This window comes from Dokdonella sp., from assembly GCF_017744955.1.
GTDB lineage: Bacteria > Pseudomonadota > Gammaproteobacteria > Xanthomonadales > Rhodanobacteraceae > Dokdonella_A.
Genome location: NZ_JAGIAG010000007.1, coordinates 69,720 through 86,822 on the forward strand (window position 1 = coordinate 69,720; position 17,103 = coordinate 86,822).

The 17,103-nt window shown below is 71.0% G+C and carries 6 protein-coding genes (1 of these 6 cut by a window edge); 5 read left to right on the forward strand and 1 reads right to left on the reverse strand.

Going from position 1 to position 17,103, the window contains the following annotated elements:
- Together J7520_RS14860 and J7520_RS14865 are read left to right on the forward strand one after the other, a co-directional pair.
- On the forward strand, window positions 1-3,643 hold the 3' portion of the coding sequence (locus J7520_RS14860) for an RHS repeat-associated core domain-containing protein (RefSeq protein ID WP_291189646.1). 7,238 nt of this gene lie to the left of the window's left edge; only the last 3,643 of its 10,881 coding nucleotides appear in the window; its start codon lies beyond the left edge, outside the window; it ends in the stop codon at window positions 3,641-3,643.
- A 10-nt stretch (window positions 3,644-3,653) separates the two neighbouring features.
- The gene (locus J7520_RS14865) at window positions 3,654-4,133 is read left to right on the forward strand and encodes a hypothetical protein (protein WP_291189649.1); all 480 of its coding nucleotides are present in this window, start codon (window positions 3,654-3,656) and stop codon (window positions 4,131-4,133) included.
- Window positions 4,134-4,198: 65 nt separating this feature from the next.
- Here J7520_RS14865 and J7520_RS14870 read toward each other — a convergent pair whose 3' ends face one another.
- Window positions 4,199-5,866 (reverse strand): 6-pyruvoyl-tetrahydropterin synthase-related protein, encoded by a 1,668-nt coding sequence (locus J7520_RS14870; RefSeq protein WP_291189652.1) that lies wholly within the window; start codon window positions 5,864-5,866, stop codon window positions 4,199-4,201.
- Window positions 5,867-6,026: 160 nt separating this feature from the next.
- On the opposite strand from J7520_RS14870, the gene J7520_RS14875 reads away from it, so the two are divergent.
- From J7520_RS14875 to J7520_RS14885, 3 genes are all read left to right on the forward strand, one after another.
- Complete coding sequence (locus J7520_RS14875; RefSeq protein ID WP_291189655.1) at window positions 6,027-10,127, forward strand: hybrid sensor histidine kinase/response regulator transcription factor; 4,101 nt, start codon at window positions 6,027-6,029, stop codon at window positions 10,125-10,127.
- Between the two features lie 199 nt (window positions 10,128-10,326).
- Window positions 10,327-14,451: a right-handed parallel beta-helix repeat-containing protein gene (locus J7520_RS14880; protein ID WP_291189658.1), complete on the forward strand. Its 4,125-nt coding sequence runs from the start codon at window positions 10,327-10,329 to the stop codon at window positions 14,449-14,451.
- Window positions 14,448-17,054 carry a choice-of-anchor Q domain-containing protein gene (locus J7520_RS14885; RefSeq protein WP_291189661.1) on the forward strand — a complete coding sequence of 869 codons (2,607 nt, stop codon included), beginning with the start codon at window positions 14,448-14,450 and terminating at the stop codon, window positions 17,052-17,054. Before J7520_RS14880 ends, J7520_RS14885 begins: the two co-directional genes overlap by 4 nt.
- Window positions 17,055-17,103 lie beyond the last annotated feature (49 nt).

The window sequence follows — 17,103 nt, forward strand, 5'->3', positions numbered from 1 at the left end:
CCACTACGACGGCCTGCGCAGGCTCGTCCGGCAGGAGCTGCCGCGCGTAGATGGCACGCCGCGCGAGCTCAAGATGCGCTACGACGTGCACGGCGACGTCGTCGGCGAGACGGATGCCGGCAACCACGAGACGATCCACGACTACGATAGCCTCGGCCGCCGCACCAGCACGCGCCTGCCGGACGTCGACGGCGCGAGCGCGACGCATACCACCGCCTACGACCTGGTCGGCAACGTGAAGTCGCAGACCGACGCGCGCGGCAACACGACCACCTTCGAGGTCGACGAACTCAATCGCCGCGTCCTGCAGACCGATCCGGCCGACGGCAGCGGCGAGGTGCACACGCAGTCCTGGCGCTACGACGCCGCCGGCAACGAAGTGGAGCACACCGACCGGCGCGGCATCGCGACGCTGACCAGCTACGACCGCATGAACCGCGTGACGGGCCGCATGCGCGACCTGCTGATGCTGGAGACGCTCACCCGCGACGCCGAAGGCAACGTGCTGACCAGCCTGGACGCCAAGCGCCGTCTCACCACCGACACCTACGACCGCGCGAACCGGCGCCTCAGCGAGACGCGCCCGCTCGACGCGAAGCGCAGCTGGACGTATTTCCCGCTCGGCGACGTGAAGAGCGAGACCGACGCCGACGGCCGCACCACGACCTACACCTACACGCCGCGGCGCTACCTGGCGACGCAGACCAACGCCGCCGGCGAGACGACGACGCACACCTACGACGGCGAAGGCCATCGACTGACCACGGAGCGCCCGCTCGGCGAGAACAGCACCTGGCACTACGCCTACGACGCGGCGGACCGCCTGCGGACCGTGACCGACCCGGAGCGCAACGTCACCACCTACGGCTACGACGCCGACGGCAACCGCACCTCGATCGAAGACGCCAACCATCACGTCACCACGTTCGGCTACGACGCGCGCCACCGACTGCGCAGCCGCAACTACCCGAGCGTGGGCGGCGTTGCCGCGGTGCACGCGTGGACCTACGACGCCGACGGCAATCCCGCGGTCGAGACGACGCCGAACGGCGACGCGATCGCGACCACCTACGACGCGCTCGGCCGACTCGCGCGCGCCACCTACGCCAATGCGCAGCCCGGCGCGGTGTCGGCGACGGACTACCGCTACGACGGCAACGGCAACCAGGTCACGCTGACCGAACAGGTGCAGGGCGGGGCACCGCGCAGCGAAACCCGCCGCTACGACCGCTTCGACCGCCTCGAGCGCGTCGCCGACGTGCTCGGTCGCAGCGTCGACACCGGCTACGACGAAGTCGGCAACCGCACCAGCCTGATCGACGCCGACGGTCGCACCACGGTGTGGACGTACGACGCGCTCAACCGCAACCGCACGGTCGCGGTGCCGGGCCAGGGCACCACGAACCTCGACTATTTCCCGAGCGGAAAACTGCAGCTCGTCACGCGTCCGGACGGCAGCACCAGCGAGACCGGCTACGACCTCGCCGGCCGCATCGAGAGCATCGCGCACGCCAAGGCCGGCGTCGCGATCGCCCGCCTGCACTACCGCTACGACCTCAACGGCAACCGCGTCGAGCAGAAGGAATCGAACGGTGCGGCGACGGCGAACGGCGAGGAGACGACCACCTACGTCTACGATCTCGCCGACCGGCTCACGGAGATCACCGAAGCCGATCCCGCCGGCGGCGCTGCGCGGCACGCGGTGTACCGCCTCGACGCGGTCGGCAACCGCATCGAGGAGACGATCACCGCCGGCGGCGGCCAGACGATCAGCCACAGCACGTTGGCCTACGACGCGCGCGACCGGCTGACGAATCGCGACGACGCGACCACCGGCACGCAGGCCGTACTCGGCTACGACGCCAACGGCAATGCCACCGAGCAGACGATCGGCGGCACTACGCGCACGTTCGGCTACGACCCGCGCAACCGGTTGATGACGCTGGAGCAGCCCGGCGCGCCGCCGTTGACGTTCGACTACGACAGTCAAGGGCAGCGCCTGCGCAAGGCGCAAGGCGGCGCCGAGACGCGCTACCAGTACGACGACGGCAGCCTGCTGGCCGAGACGAACGCGATCGGCAATGGACTGGCGCGCTATCACTACGGCGCCGGCCAGCTGATCAGCCGCACCGAACTCGGCACCACGCCGACGCAGCGGCACTACCTGCTCGACGCACTGAAGACGCCGATCGTGCTGCTGACGCAGGACGGAGCGATCAGCGCGAGAACCAGCTACGACGCCTGGGGCGAGGTGCGCCGCCAGCAGGGCAGCGGCGGCGCGACGGTCGAGCCGGACCGCACCCGGCCGATCGCGGATCTGGCCAACACCGACAACCAGCCGATCGGCTTCACCGGTTACGTGAAGGACGCCGAAAGCGGCCTGTACTACGCGAAGGCGCGCTACTACGACCCGGTGATCGCGCGCTTCGTCGCGGAGGATCCGGAGGCGGGCGATCCGATGCAGCCGCCGAGTCTGCATCGGTATTTGTATGCGTATGCCAATCCGACCGTCTACACCGATCCGTATGGCCGCTGCCCGCTCGAGTCGTTCCGCTGCGGTCTGGAAACCTCGGTCGCGTTTGCGCCGAACGAGAAAGCGCGCGAGACGGCGAAAGGGGTGCTCGCTCACTACGACGCGCAAATGCAGGCGCGTGCCGATCCGGTCGCGACCGGTATCGCCCACAGTTTCATCAATGCTACGCGGAGCCTGACTCAGCTCGCAGGAGACGCGCTCTACACGATTCCGGAAGCACTGCTGCCCGATAGTCTGGATGCGGGTTCGCGCGTGCGCCTCGGTGCTTTCTTCGTCGGCATGGGCAATCTCATCGCGCATCCGATCGACACGATCGGACAGAACTACGCGGCGACTCTCGACGAAGCGTCGAGTTTGCGCCAGAGCGGAAATGAGTTCGCCGCGCGGGCGAAAGCGACCGAAGCCAATACGGACATGGTCAGCCTCGCGTTCGGCGGTCCCGGACTGGCGAGGGGCGTGACACGCTTGGGCACTCGACTGGCTCCGAGCGCGTTGAGAGCCAGTTTGCCCGAGGCGCAGCAAGCGAGGAATGCCTTGCAGGGAGCTCTGCGGGCTGTGGAAAACCCGTCGGGCGGAGGCCCCGATCTCAGGCCGGTCAGCCCGGTCACTCCGGGCTACAATTTGGAGCGGCGACTGGAGTTGATTGCGGACTCCGAGTTCGATGCCTTGAATCGAACGCCGAAGGAACCCGTACCGAGTGGCAGCACCTATCAGGAGCGGTTCAATCAGACTCCCGCCAATAACGGATGGTGGTCCGGAGAACGCGGCGAATCGACGTTCTATTCAAGCGATCCCGGAGTGAAGAGCATCACGAGGGACCGCGGAGTCGGCTATGCGGACGCGCGCCCGAACTTCTCGCCGTACGCAGCAGCCGAAGTCGACATCCCGAACATGACGATCAATCGTCGAGCGAATTTCTCACAAGCGGACCAGGTGCTGGCCGACCAGATGGGAGTGCCGAAAAGGGAAGTCACGCGTTGGAGAGAAGAGAACAAGTACACCTGGCACGAAGACGATACGACGCGCATGCAGCTCGTTCCCACCGATATCAATGGAAAGCACGGACATCTCGGCGGCATCGGTGAACTTAAGCGGCAGAAACAGCCATAGGGAAAGAGCGATGCCAAAGTTGATTGACGCGGTGGCGGGTGAACTCGATTACGAGTACGGATGGTGTCGGACGGTGAGCGTGGAATTCCTCGGGAAGACGCGTTCTATCCAGCTGGCCTTCTCTGGCGAGGAAGATCGAGAGCTGGACGAGGGGCAGCGCGAGGCGTTTTCGGCGTTCTGGTCTTCGAAGGAACGATTGCTGTCGGACGCCGAAGCGGCGATCTTCGAGCACTATCAATCGATCCGCCCCGACGTACTGGCGAGAGTGTCCGCGGATGTCCGCGAGGAAATGGCTCCGCCTGTCGAGCGTACGGAGGACCTCGATCGAGTCGTTCGTCTGGAGACGCTGTTCTTTCCCGATGACTTCGGTTCTGGCAAACGGGTCGCGGGCTTGCTCGCAGATTGCAGTTGGGATCCCGCTCTCGGCTTGGCCGTGCGTTTCGAAGACGAACGCGTCGTGGAGGTAGGGCCGCAAGACATCGTGTTGTGATCGGCGGATGCCGAGACAGTCGCCGAAAAACCTCGTCGGCTTCCAACCGAATTGCTCTGCTTCCGTCACTCTCGGTGACGAAGACGAGGACATCGTGCTTCCATTACGACGAGCACGACGAGTGCCAGCAAGGCGCATAGACTAATCCACGTCGCAACGAGCCGATCGACCGTGGAACGAAATGCCTGCACGCCCCGGTGATCGCCAGCCGGCAACTGGAACAGCAACGCACCGATTCGATCGCAGGACGTGGCGACCTCCGCCCCGTCGACTTCGATCGCCCAGCCCGGAAAGCAGAGCGTCTTCACCCGCACGGTCGCTTCGTCGGCAGCTCGCACGTCCCATACGCGTCGTTCGTCGCGGTCTTCCAGCAGCGTGACAGTCGCCTCACCGCGGAGCGTGGTCCAGGCCGGACCGGAATTGCGCATCAAACCGAGTGGTGCCGCGCGCGGGACGTGTTCCGGCGGGTCGAGGCGTGGCGCTTCGAGCGCCCAGGCGATCTGCGCCGGCGTCGTGCGCGCGACCGGCGGCAGCACGATTCCGCCGCCGCAGACGAGCGGCAGCGACAGCGCGAAGGCGGCCGGCGGCAACGACGCGAGCGCGACGGCAGCGAGGCGCGAAGCGGGGCCTGCGTGGCGCACCGCGAGCGCGATCGCGGCACCGGCGACCAGCGCGAACAGCGGCAGCCAGCGCCAGCCGAATTGCAGCTGCGCGGCGCCGGGCACGTAGCGGTAGAACGCGGTGCCGAGCGGCGTGGCGAGTGCGAGCAGGACGAACGCGGCCACGCCGAGGCGCCGGATGGCGGCGCGATCGGACGACGTGGCGGATGCCGAGCGCTCCACGAACACCCAGGCTGCCGCGAGCGCGGCGGCCAGCGTCAGCGCGGTCGCTTCCAGATAGAGACCGTCGCCGCGCGCGCGGTGCAGCGAGTCGATCGACGGATCGAACAGCAGGTTGCGGCGCCAATCGAGCGCGCCGCCGAGCAGCGCTTCGGCGTGCACGTAGCGCAGCTCCCATAGCGCCGGCAGCCAGTAGAACGCGGCGAGCGCGAAGCCGAGGCCGAGGCCGGCGGCGATCGTGACGATTCGGCGCCGTCCTTCCGCCGAGGCCAGGTCCGGCAACGCGAGCAAGGCCAGCGCGACGCCGAGCATCAGCGCGCTCGGCAGGTGCGCCAGCAGGACGCACGCGAACGGCACGCCGATCGCCGCCACGCCGGCGCCGCGGCGCGCGCTCCAGGCGCCGAGCAGCACCAGTGGCGACAGCGCTGTGGCCAGCGCCGCGGCTGGCAGGTTGTAGCGATAGATCAGCATTAGCAGTGGTGGCGACAGGATGGCGGCCGCCGCCGGCATGGCCGCCGCGGTACCGCCGAAGACTCGATACCAGCGCCAGGCCGCGAAAGCGCCGACCGCGACGGCGGTGGTGTAGACGAGTTTCAACGCCGTCAGCGCCGAAGCGCCGCACGCCGTCGCGGCGGCGGCCAGCCAATAGGCCAGCGGTCCGTAGAACACGAACGTCGGCGCTCCGTAGCCGCCGTTCGCCGCGGCGATCCAGCGCGGATACGCGGTGCCCTGGCCGACGGCGCGCGAGAACTCCTGGATCCAGAACAGGTGCAGCGGCCAGTCGAAGTACGCCGCCACGCCCGGCACCAGCCACAGCGGCAGCACCGCGACGATCACGGCGATGCCGATCGCCCACGCGGCGCAGGGCGGCGTGTCGGCAGGACGGGTCAGCACGGCGGGCTCCGCATCGGAGTATTGAACGTCGTCGGTAACGGCTTGACCAGGACTTCGATTCGCAGGCCGCGCACGAGTCGCCGGCGCCGCCCGCTTCGGCATCGGTTGCGTTCGGAGTCGGAGCGGGTATGTTCGTTTCTTTTCGCAGTCCCGCTCCTGCATGCAGGCATTCCGGTTTCCCTGGCGCCTCGCCGCGCTCGCCGTCGCGGCGCTGACCTGCGGCTCGGCCGTCGCCGCGGCGGAATCGGGTCGGCGCTGGGTGCAGCATCACTACGGTTCGGTCGACGGACTGCCGGTCGGCAGCGCGAACTCGGCGCAGATCGACACCGATGGTTTCCTGTGGCTGGCGACGCACGACGGCCTCGCGCGCTTCGACGGCGAACGCTTCGAGGTGCACGAGTCGATGCGCTTCCCGGCGATGTCGGGCAACCGCGTGCATTCGCTGCGCAAGGACACGGCCGGTCGCCTGTTCGCCTATACCGAGCACGGCGACTGGCTGCAGGTGCGCTCCGGTTCCGTCGAGCGCGTCGATCTCGGCGCCGACGGCTCGCAGGACGTGCGCTACGTGGATGCCGGCAGTCTGTGCGTCACCACCGCCGCTGCGATGCATTGCCCGGACGGCAGCGGCGCGTTTCCGGCATGGGTGCGTTTTCCGGCGGCCGCGGATCCGGCGCTGGCGCTGCGCGGGCCGGACGACGCGGCTTGGCTGATGACGCGCTCGGGCGACATCTGGCGACACCGGCAGGGCGAATGGCGGCTCGCGCGTCGTGTCGCGGCACGCGCCGGCTCGTTGCCGCCGCTGTATGCGGCGACGCTCGCCGACGGCAGTTTCTGGACGGAAGTCTCCGGCCGCCTGCTGCGCGTGTCGCGCGACGGAACGGAGACGCTCTGGACCGGCGAGGAAGATCCGCATGCGGTCACGCAACTGCAGCGCGCCGCCGACGGCCGGCTCTGGATCGGCGCCGCCGACGGCGTCTTCGTGGTCGAGGCCGGACGGCCGCGGCGCGTCTTCGTCGACGCGGCGACGACGTCCGCGGAGGGATATCGCAGCTGGCAGGCGCCTGACGCTGCGGTCTGGGTCGCCGAAGCCGGGCGGTTGTGGCGACTTGCGTCGGACGCGCCCGCGGCGTCGCCGGCGCCGTCACCGGTGCTGGCCAGCAGCGGCGAGATCCGCGACGTGCTGTTCGGCGAGGAAGGCATCGTCTGGGCGATGACGTTGCGCGACGGGCTGTACCGCCTCAATCGCGCGCGCGTGGAACTGCTCGACGCGGCTGCGGGACTGGCCGGCGGCAACATCTACGGCGTCGCGCAGGGCACCGACGGCACGATGTGGCTGGGCAGCCTCGGCAACGGTCTGTTCTCGATCGACGCGGACGGCCGTGTGCAGCGCTACGGGCGCGAGCACGGCCTGCCCGGTGAGAATCCGTGGCTGGTCGCCACCGCGCCGGACGGCAGCCTCTACGTCGGCACCTACGCGCCGGGATTGTGGCGACGCGCGCCCGGCGCGGCGCGTTTCGAGGCCGTGCCGCTGCCGGAAGAACTGCTCGGCGAGCAGGTGCTGGCGGTGGCGTTCGACGCCGCCGGGCAGGCATGGCTCGGCACCACCGCGGGCGCGTGGCGGCGCACGCGCGAGGGATGGCAGCGGCAATGGCCGCGCGAGCCGCGCCGGGCGAAGGTGAACGCGCTGGCGATGGCCGACGGGAAGACCTGGTTCGGCGGCGCGGAAGGCGTGTGGCTGCAGCGCGGCGAGGAGGGGCACGCCGTCGCGGGCGCGCTGCTCGAGCGGACCTCGGTGCGCGATCTCCATCTGGCCGGCGACGGCGCGTTGTGGATCAGCACCGACGGCCGCGGCCTGGTGCGCGTGGCCGCCGACGATCCGTTCGGCCGCAAGGCGATGCAGCTCGGACGCGCGCAGGGCTTGCCGTCGAACAGCCCGCACACGGTGCGCGAGGACGCGCACGGCCATCTGTGGGTCAACAGCAACCAGGGCATCTTCCGCATCAGCCGTCCGGGTCTCGCCGCGCTGCTCGCCGGCGAAGGGCACGGCCTGTCGCCGCTGGTGCTGGGGCTGTCCGACGGCCTGACCGAGCTGGAAGGCAACGGCGGCGTGCAGCCGGCCGCGGCGTGGGATCGGCAGGGACGGTTGTGGTTCCCGTCGCAGAGCGGCGTGGTGCGCTTCGATCCGCTGGAGATCCCGCTGCACGAGCGTCCGCCGCGCGCGGTCATCAACGGCCTGGAAAGTGAAGGACGCGAGGTGCCGGTCGGCGCCGACGGCGGCCTGCCGGTCGGCGTGCGCAACGTGCTGATCCGCTACGGCGCCGCCGATCTCGGCGGCAGCGGCGAGAACCGCTTCCGCTATCGGCTGCTGCCGCAGGATCACGGCTGGACCGACGCGCTGTCGGAGCGCTCCGCCGCGTTCGCGGCGCTGCCGCCGGGGCGCTACCGGTTCGAACTGCTCGCCGGCAACAGCGACGGCATCTGGGCGCGCGCGCCGACCGGATTGGAATTCGAGGTGCCGCCGCGCTGGCACGAGACCACCGCGGTGCGCTTCGCGGCGCTGGCCGGAATCGGATTGTGCCTGCTGGCGCTGGTGCGCCTGCGTCTGCATCGCCTGCGCCGGCGCGCGATCGAGCTGGATCGGCAGGTGCGCCAGCGCACGCAGGAACTCAGCCACGAGAAAAGCCTCGCCGAGGCGACCTTGTCGGAGCTGGCGGAAACGCACGCGGAACTTGCGCGCACGCATCGCCAGATCGAGGACCGCAACCTGCGCCTCGCGGCGCAGGCGCAGCGCCTGGAGACCCTCGACCAGTTCCGTTCGCGCCTGCTCGCCGACGTCAGCCACGAACTGCGCACGCCGGTGATGCTGGTGTCGCTGCCGCTGCAGGAGTTGCAGGCGCACGCCGGCGCACTCGGCGCGGCCGAGCGCGGACGGCTGGATCTTTCCTTACGCCAGCTCGATCGCCTGCGCGGGCTGGTCGAACAATTGGTCGGGCTGGTGCAGGCCGAATCCGGCCAGATGCGCCTGCGCCTGCGCCGGCTCGACCTGCCGGCGCTGCTCGGCGACATCGTCGCCGGCTATCGCCCGATGATCGAGCGCGTCGGCGCCGAGCTGGTGCTGGAGGCCGATCCGGAACACTGCGTGCTGTTCGGCGACCGCCAGCACCTGACCACGGTGTTCGGCAACCTGATCGACAACGCGATCAAGCACGCGCCGCCCGGCAGCCGCGTGACGGTGCGCCTGCACGGCAACGACGAGCACGCGGTGGTCGAAGTACAGGACCAGGGACCCGGCTTCGATCCGACGCTCGCCGCGCAATTGTTCGAGCGCTTCTTCCGCGTCGAGGGACCGCCGCGCCAGGGCCGCGAAGGGCTCGGCATCGGGCTGGCGCTGGCGCGCGAGCTGGTGGAGCTGCACGGCGGCCGCATCGCCGCCGCCAGCGCGCGCGGCGCCGGCGCCACCTTCCGCGTCGAGCTGCCGCTCGGCAGCGCGCATGTCGCGCTGGACGAACTCGCGCTCGACGGCGCGGCCCAGGAATCGCCGCCGCGGAGCGAAACGCACCGCGACGGCAGCGGCCGCGTGCTGCTGGTCGAGGACCATCCCGACCTCGCCGCCTATCTCGCCGAGCGCCTCGGCGAGCGCGTGCCGGTGGTGTGCGCCGCCAGCGCCGAACAGGCCTGGCGGATGCTCGCCGACGACGCCGGCATCCGGCTGGTGGTCAGCGACGTCGTGCTGCCGGGCATCAGCGGCGTAGATCTGTGCCGCCGCCTGGCCGACTCGGCGGAGGCCGAGCGCCGGCCGGTGATCCTGATTTCCGCCAAGGCGGCCGACGTCGATCGCGAGGCCGGCCTCGCCGCCGGCGCCTGCGCGTACCTCGCCAAGCCCTTCAGCTTCGAGACGCTGCTCGACGCGATCGAGCGCGCCTGGCCGGCGGCCGCTCCGCGCCTGGCCACACCGCCGGCCGACGGCGCGGACGTCGATCCGCTGCTCGGCATCGCGCTCGACCGGCTCGAGCAGGCCGACTTCTCCATCGCCGACTGGGCCGGGCGGGCGCACCTGTCCGAGCGCCAGCTGCGCCGCCGCGTGCACGAGCTGAGCGGCCAGTCGCCGCAGACCTGGCTGCGCGAACAGCGCCTGCTGCGCGTGCGCCACCTGCTGCGCAGCGGCGCCTGCAAGACGCTGGCCGAGGCCGGCGCGCGCTGCGGACTGGACAACCCGGCCTACCTCTACCGCAGCTATCGCGCGCGCTTCGGCGAACACTGAGGCGTCCGCAACTCGTTGATCTTCTGCGAATGTCCGTTTCGCGACGGACACGATGTCCGTTGCGTGCATGCCGGCGTCCGCTCAGGACATGGGCAGTTCCGGTGCGTTCGACCACGATCGCGGCAGGGTCCGCTGCCACCCGTTCCTCCTGCGACGCGCACGCGGGCGGGCCGCGCAGGACCGATCACGGAGAACGTTCATGACGAACCTCGCACGTCGGGGAAGGCACTCGCGTCGGTGGCTGCTGCTGTTGCTGTGCGGCGTCGGCGCACCGGCGCTGGCGGATACCTTCACCGTCACCACCACCGCCGACAGCGGCCCCGGCAGCCTGCGACAGGCCATGCTGGACGCGGCGGCGAGCGCGCAGGAGAGCACAATCGCGTTCGCGTCGTCGGCCGACGGCGTGATCACGCTGGCCTCGCCGCTGCCGCCGCTGACGGCCGGCGGCGGGGATCTCACCGTCACCGGCAACGGCGCGGCCAATACGGTCATCGACGGCGCCCAGGCGCATCGGCCGTTCACCGCCGAGAGCGCGCCGGGCCTGAACTTCACCTTGCGGCACCTGACCGTGCGCAACGGGCGCGGCGGCGGCAGCTCGCTCTATGGCGGCGCGATCTACTTCTCCGGCGCGTCGCTGACCATCGACGGCGTCGATTTTTCCGGCAATGTTTCCGGCGGCGGCGGTTCGTCGGGTGACGGCGGGGCGATCTTCGCCTCCGCGAGGGTGACCATCGAGAACAGCCTGTTCGCGGCCAATCGCGCCAGCGTCGGCGGTGCGTTCGAAATCTGGGACGGGCCGCTGCTGGTGCGCAACACCACGGTCACCCGTACCGAAGGAAACAACACCGTCATCGTGTTCGGCGGCGCCGCCGGCGCGCAGGCGCGGCTGGTCAACGCGACGGTGGTCGGCAACGAGGCGCGCGGCATCCGCTTGCGCATGAACGCGTCGTTGTCGATCACCAACTCGCTGGTGGTCGGCAACGGCGCCAACGACATCGGCACCACGGACAGCGCGACGGTCGACCTCGCGACGTCGTTCAACAACGTGATCGGCGTCCAGTCCGGCACGGGCTTCGCCGACGGCAGCAACGGCAACCGGGTCGGCGTGACCGACGCCCGGGTCGGTCCGCTCGGCGACTACGGCGGCGCCACGCGCACCGTGGCGCTGCTGCCCGGCAGTCCGGCGCTGAACGCCGGCACCGCCAATGGCAGCGACGTTCCCGCCGTCGACCAGCGCGGCCGCGCGCGCGTCGGCACGCCGGACGTCGGCGCGTTCGAGTCGCGCGGCTTCGCCTTGATGCGCACCGGCGGCAGCGGGCAGTCGGCCACGGTGAACACGGCCTTCGCCGCTCCGCTGGCGGTGCGGGTCGTCGCCACCGACGACGGCGAGCCGGTCGAAGGCGGCCGCGTGGTCTTCGACGGGCCGGTCAGCGGCGCCGGCGCCGTGCTGACGCCGTCCGCGATCGACGCCGGCGGCAACGCGCGGGCGACGGCCGTCGCCAACGACGTCGTCGGCGGTCCGTACACCGTCACCGCCGTCGCGGCCAACGGCGACGGGGCGGCGCTGCGCGCGGAGTTCTCGCTGACCAACCTCGACGGCAGCTGCGCCGCGTTCGTCTTTCCCTACACGCTGTCCGGCACCGACAACGCCGCGCGCGTGGCCGAACTGCGCCAGGCGATCGAGTGCGCCAACGCCAACGGCAGCGACGATGCGATCGACCTCGGCGGCGCCACGCTGGTGTTCGCCGACGCGCCGTACGTCGACTCGAATGGCGTCGATGCGCTGCCGGTCGTCACCAGCGCGCTCACCCTGCGCAACGGCGCGCTGGAGCGCGCGGCGTCGGCGCCGGCGTTCCGTTTCCTCGACGTGGCCGCAGGCGGCGACTTGACCGTGCACGCGATGCAGCTGCGCAACGGCACGTCCGACGCCGAGGGCGGGGCGATCCGTGCCGACGGCCAGCTGCTGGTGAAAGCCAGCGTGTTCGAGGACAACCGCGCCGCGACGCGCGGCGGCGCGATCGCGACCCACGCGGCGATGACCATCGTCACCTCGCGCTTCGAACGCAACGCCGCGGTGGACGGCGCCGCGATCGCCGGCGGAGACGCCGACGCGATTCCCGGCGGCGACGTGACGCTCGTCGCCCAATCGCGCTTCGAGGCGAACGGCGACGGCAACAGCCGTTCGGTGATCTGGAACAAGAGCTATTTCGCGATGGTCGGCAGCCTCGTCGCCGGCAACCCGCTGTCCGCCGCGGGCAGCTCGCTGCTGGCCTTCCACGACGACACCGCCGTGGCGGAACTGCGCAACGTCACGATCGCGGACAACGCGGTGCAGGGCGCGCTGATGTCGTGGCCGCTGCACGGCGTGCAGCTGCACAACAGCATCGTCTGGGACAACCAGTACGGCAGCCTCGGCAACGTCTCGCCGAACCACAGCATCGTGCCGGGCGCGCCGGCGGTGAACGGCAATCTCGACCAGCCGCCCGGCTTCGTCGGCACGCCCGGCGACTATCGCCTCGATGCCGGCAGCCCGGCGATCGACGCCGGCGACAACAACTACGGCTTCAACGACGCCTTCGACGCCGACGAGGACGGCGACACCAGCGAGATGGCGCCCGACCTCGCCCTGAATCCGCGTCCGCTCGACGACGCCGGCGTGGTCGACACCGGCAACGGCGAGGCGCCGGTGATCGACATGGGGGCCTACGAGTACCAGGTCGATTCCGTCGCGGCCGGCATCACCGTCACGCCGACCGGCGGACTGGTCACCACCGAGGCCGGCGGCACGGCGACCTTCACCGTGGTGCTCGATCGCTACCCGGGTGCCGACGTCACCGTTCCGGTCAGCAGCAGCGACACCGCCGAAGGCACCGTCGCGCCGGCCAGCCTGATCTTCACGCAGGCCGACTGGAACCGGCCGCAGACCGTCACCGTCACCGGCATGGACGACGGCGTCGCCGACGGCGATCAGGCGTACACGATCGTGACGGGTGCGGCGAGCAGTGCCGATCCCGCCTACGACGGCATCGACGCGCCGGACGTGGCGGTCGTCAACGAGGACGACGACGACGCGACCCATCACGTCGGCGGCACCGTCGTCGGCCTCGTCGGCAGCGGTCTCGCGCTGTCGCTCGACGAGGCGGGCGAAACGCTGGCGCTCGACGCCGACGGCAGTTTCGCGTTCGCCGCGGCACTGGCGCCGGGCGCGACATACACGGTCACGGTCGTGACCCAGCCGCACGATCCGGCGCAGGTCTGCGTCGTCGTCAACGGCAGCGGCACGATCGGCGGCGCCGACGTCGACGACGTGGTCGTCAACTGCGGCTCGTCGGTCAGCTACGCCGTCGGCGGCACGGTCGTCGGCCTCGCCGGCGGCGGCCTGATGCTGCAGCTCAACGGCGGCGGCGACCTCGCCGTGTCCGCCGACGGCGACTACGCGTTCCCGTCGCGCCTCGTCGACGGCGCCGGCTACGTCGTCACCGTCAAGACGCAGCCGCAGGGCCAGCTGTGCACGCTCGCCCACGCGACCGGCGCGATCGCCGGCGCCGACGTCACCGACGTGGACGTGAGCTGCGCGCCGTTGCAGGCGAACCTGCATCTCAGCGTGGACGATGGCCATGCGTTCGCGCGCTACGGATACGTGCGCGACTACTTCGTCACGCTCGGCAACACCGGCAATGCCGCCGCCGACGGCGTGGCGATCGCCGCCGTCTTCAGCGCGGCTTTCGACGTGCCGAACGTGCATTGGCAATGCCTCGGCGGCGCGGCGAGTTGCAGCGGCAGCGGATCGGGCGGCTTCTCCGACAGCGCGAACATGGCGGCCAACGGCAGCGTGACGTGGATCGTCAGCGTGCCGGTGCTCGGCGGCAGCGGCGAATCCGCAGCGACCTTCACGGTCGGCGGCAGCGACGTCGCGGACGCCGCCGACACCGACACGCTGGTCATCTTCCGCGACGGCAACGACGTGCCCTACGGCGACGGCACCGAGTCGCTGCGCCTGGACGACGAGCAGAGCAGCGTGTCGATCGACTGGCCGCCGGCGAGCGGCGAAGGCGTCCGTCGCGTGCGCATGCTGGAAACGCCGCTCGGCCGAGTCGAAGTGCAGAGCCTGATCTGGCAAGGCGCCGACTTCGTGCGCCTGCTCGGCACCGATGCGGTCGGTCGACAGCAGGTCAGCGACTGGGCCGCAGTGACCGCCGGCACGCCGCTGGTCGTCGGCCTCGTCGCCGGTGACGGCGGGACTTCCCTCGTGCTGCTGGAAGGCGCGGCGCGCGCCCTGGCCCTGCCGCAAGGCACGCGCGACAACCCTGGAGACATTCGATGAGCGGCCAGATGGCGTATCCGGCGAGGAAACGAGAGCGTCACGGAGAGAACCTGTGTCCGGCGTCGATCGGGCGAACGTCGCGGCGGCTCGCCGCGGCAGCGCTGTGGCTCGGCGCCGCGGGTCTGCCGAGCGGGCTCGCGCAGGCGCAGGACGGCGGCGGCGTGTGCCGCGTCACGGCGAGCGGCACGGCCGGCGGCAATGGCAGCAGCTGGACGCAGGCGACGGTTCTGCCGGTCGCGCTGGCCAATCCGACCTGCCTCGAGGTGTGGGTCGCCGCGGGCGCGTACAAACCGGTGATCGGCATCGACCGCGAGGCGAGCTTCGTCATCCGGTCCGGCGTCGCGGTTTACGGCGGTTTCGCCGGTACCGAGATCGATCGCGACCAGCGCGATCCGGCGCTCCATCGCAGCGTGCTGTCCGGCGACGTCGACGCCAACGACGACGTCGACGCGCTCGGCATCACCGTCGACGCCGCCGGCATCGTCGGCGACAACAGCTATCACGTCGTCCGTTTCGACGGCGGCGCCGCGGTCGAGACCGTGCTCGACGGCTTCACCGTCACCGGCGGACTGGCCAACGGCACCGACAGCCCGAACGCCAGCGGTGGCGGCGGCGTGCTGTGCGGCGGCGCCGGCGCCGGACAGGAGTGCCGGCCGACCTTGCGCAACCTGGTCGTGCGCGGCAATTCCGGCATGACCGGCGGCGGCATGCTCTGCGTCGGACAGGACCGGGGCGTGTGCGGCGCCAGCCTCGACCGCGTCGCGTTCGTCGGCAATGCCGCCGTGATGGGCGGCGGCCTGATGAATGCGGCCATCACCAGCGGCAGCAGCAGCCCGACCCTCGACAACGTCACCTTCCACGGCAACCGCGCCGAGCAGGGCGGTGGCGGCGTCGGCAATCTCGCCTTCGACGGCGGCGTCAGCAGCCCGGTGCTGCGCAACGTCACCTTCCACGGCAACGAGGCTTTCAACGGCGGCGCGCTCGCCAGCCAGACCTCGTCCGGCACCAGCGACGTGACGCTGGTCAACGCGATCCTGTGGGGGGACGCGCCGAACGAGATGCTCCTGGCGAGCGCCACCGCCACGTTCAACCACGCCCTCGTGCAGGGCGGATGCCCGCCGGGCGCCGACTGCATCGACGTGCGTGTCGGCGATCCGCGTCTGGGCGCGCTGCAGGACGGCGTCACGCCGACGCTGCCGCCCGGCGCGAACAGCGCGGCGATCGACGTGGTCGACTGCGACGACGCGCCCGCGGCGGATCAGCGCGGCGTCGCGCGTCCGCAGGGCATCGGCTGCGACATGGGCGCGGTGGAAGTGCGCCAGGCGCGCCTCACCGTGACGGTCAGCGGCGACGGCAAGGTCGGTGCGCTCGGCACGCCGCCGCCGCTCGGCCCGGCGATCGCCGATTGCCGGCAGGGCCAGGGCGGCTGTACCGCGTGGTATCGCGTGGAGCCGGACGCGCCGACGATCACCTTGACGCTGCATCCCGACGCCGGCCGCGTCGTGCAGTCGGCGAGCGGCTGCGGCGGCGTGCTGGCGGGCAACGGTTTCACCTTCGCCACCGCCGCCCTCACGGGCCATTGCACGGTGGCGGTGACGTTCGCGCCGGCGACGCATCGCATCGGCGGCACCGTCACCGGTCTCGCCGGCAGCGGCCTCGCGCTCGCGCTCAACGGCGCTGCGGAGACGCTGCCGGTCGATGCCGACGGCAGGTTCACGTTCGCCACCGCGATCGAGCACGGCGCTTCCTACGCGGTCACGGTGGACACGCAGCCGAGCCAGCCCACGCAGCAGTGCGTGGTCGTCAACGGCAGCGGCACGGTCGGCGACGTCGACGTCGGCAACGTGGTCGTCCATTGCGGCGCCGCCGTCACCTACAGCGTCGGCGGCACGCTCAGCGGTCTCGCCGCGGGCGCTTCGGTCACGCTGTCGATCAACGGCGGCGACGCGCTGACGCTCGCCGCCGACGGCGCCTACGCGTTCGCGCCGCGCTTCGCGCCGGGCGACGGCTACCTCGTCGCGCTGACGGCGCAGCCGGCCGGCCAGCACTGCACGCTCAGCCACGCCGAGGGCACGGTCGGCAGCGCCGACGTCACCGACGTCGAGGTGACCTGCGCGGCCGGCGGCGCGCAATTGCAGCTCACCGTCACCGACGGCGGCGCGTTCGCGCGCTACGGACAGGTGCGCGACTACGTCGTCACCTTGAGCAACACCGGCAACGGCGCGGCGGAGAACGTGGCCGTCGGCGCCACGCTCGATTCCGCCTTCGACGCGGCCAATGCGCAGTGGACCTGCATCGGCGGCGAACCCGGCACGGCCTGTACCGCGCAAGGCGCGGGCGGTTTCGCCGACACGGCGACGCTGCCGCCCGGCACGCACCTGGTGTGGATCGTGAGCGCGCCGATCCGCGGCGACAGCGACGCCGGCGAGGCGACCTTCCGCGCCCGCGCCGACGGCGCGGCGGAGGCGAGCGACACCGATACGCTGGTGATCTTCCGCGACGGCATGGACGTTCCGTATGCCGACGGCACCGAAGCCGTGGACCCGGCGCGCGCCGCGGCCGCGGCGTCGCCCGCGACCCATTCGCCGTCGCTATCGCAATGATCGGAAGGAACGATTGGATCTATCGGCAGCCGGGCTCCAGACTGCGTCG

Excerpts from the sequence above, each read along its gene's own strand:
- J7520_RS14865 (WP_291189649.1), top strand. The coding sequence starts at position 3,654 with ATGCCAAAGTTGATTGACGCGGTGGCGGGTGAACTCGATTACGAGTAC.
- J7520_RS14875 (WP_291189655.1), top strand. The coding sequence starts at position 6,027 with ATGCAGGCATTCCGGTTTCCCTGGCGCCTCGCCGCGCTCGCCGTCGCG.
- J7520_RS14880 (WP_291189658.1), top strand. The coding sequence starts at position 10,327 with ATGACGAACCTCGCACGTCGGGGAAGGCACTCGCGTCGGTGGCTGCTG.
- J7520_RS14885 (WP_291189661.1), top strand. The coding sequence starts at position 14,448 with ATGAGCGGCCAGATGGCGTATCCGGCGAGGAAACGAGAGCGTCACGGA.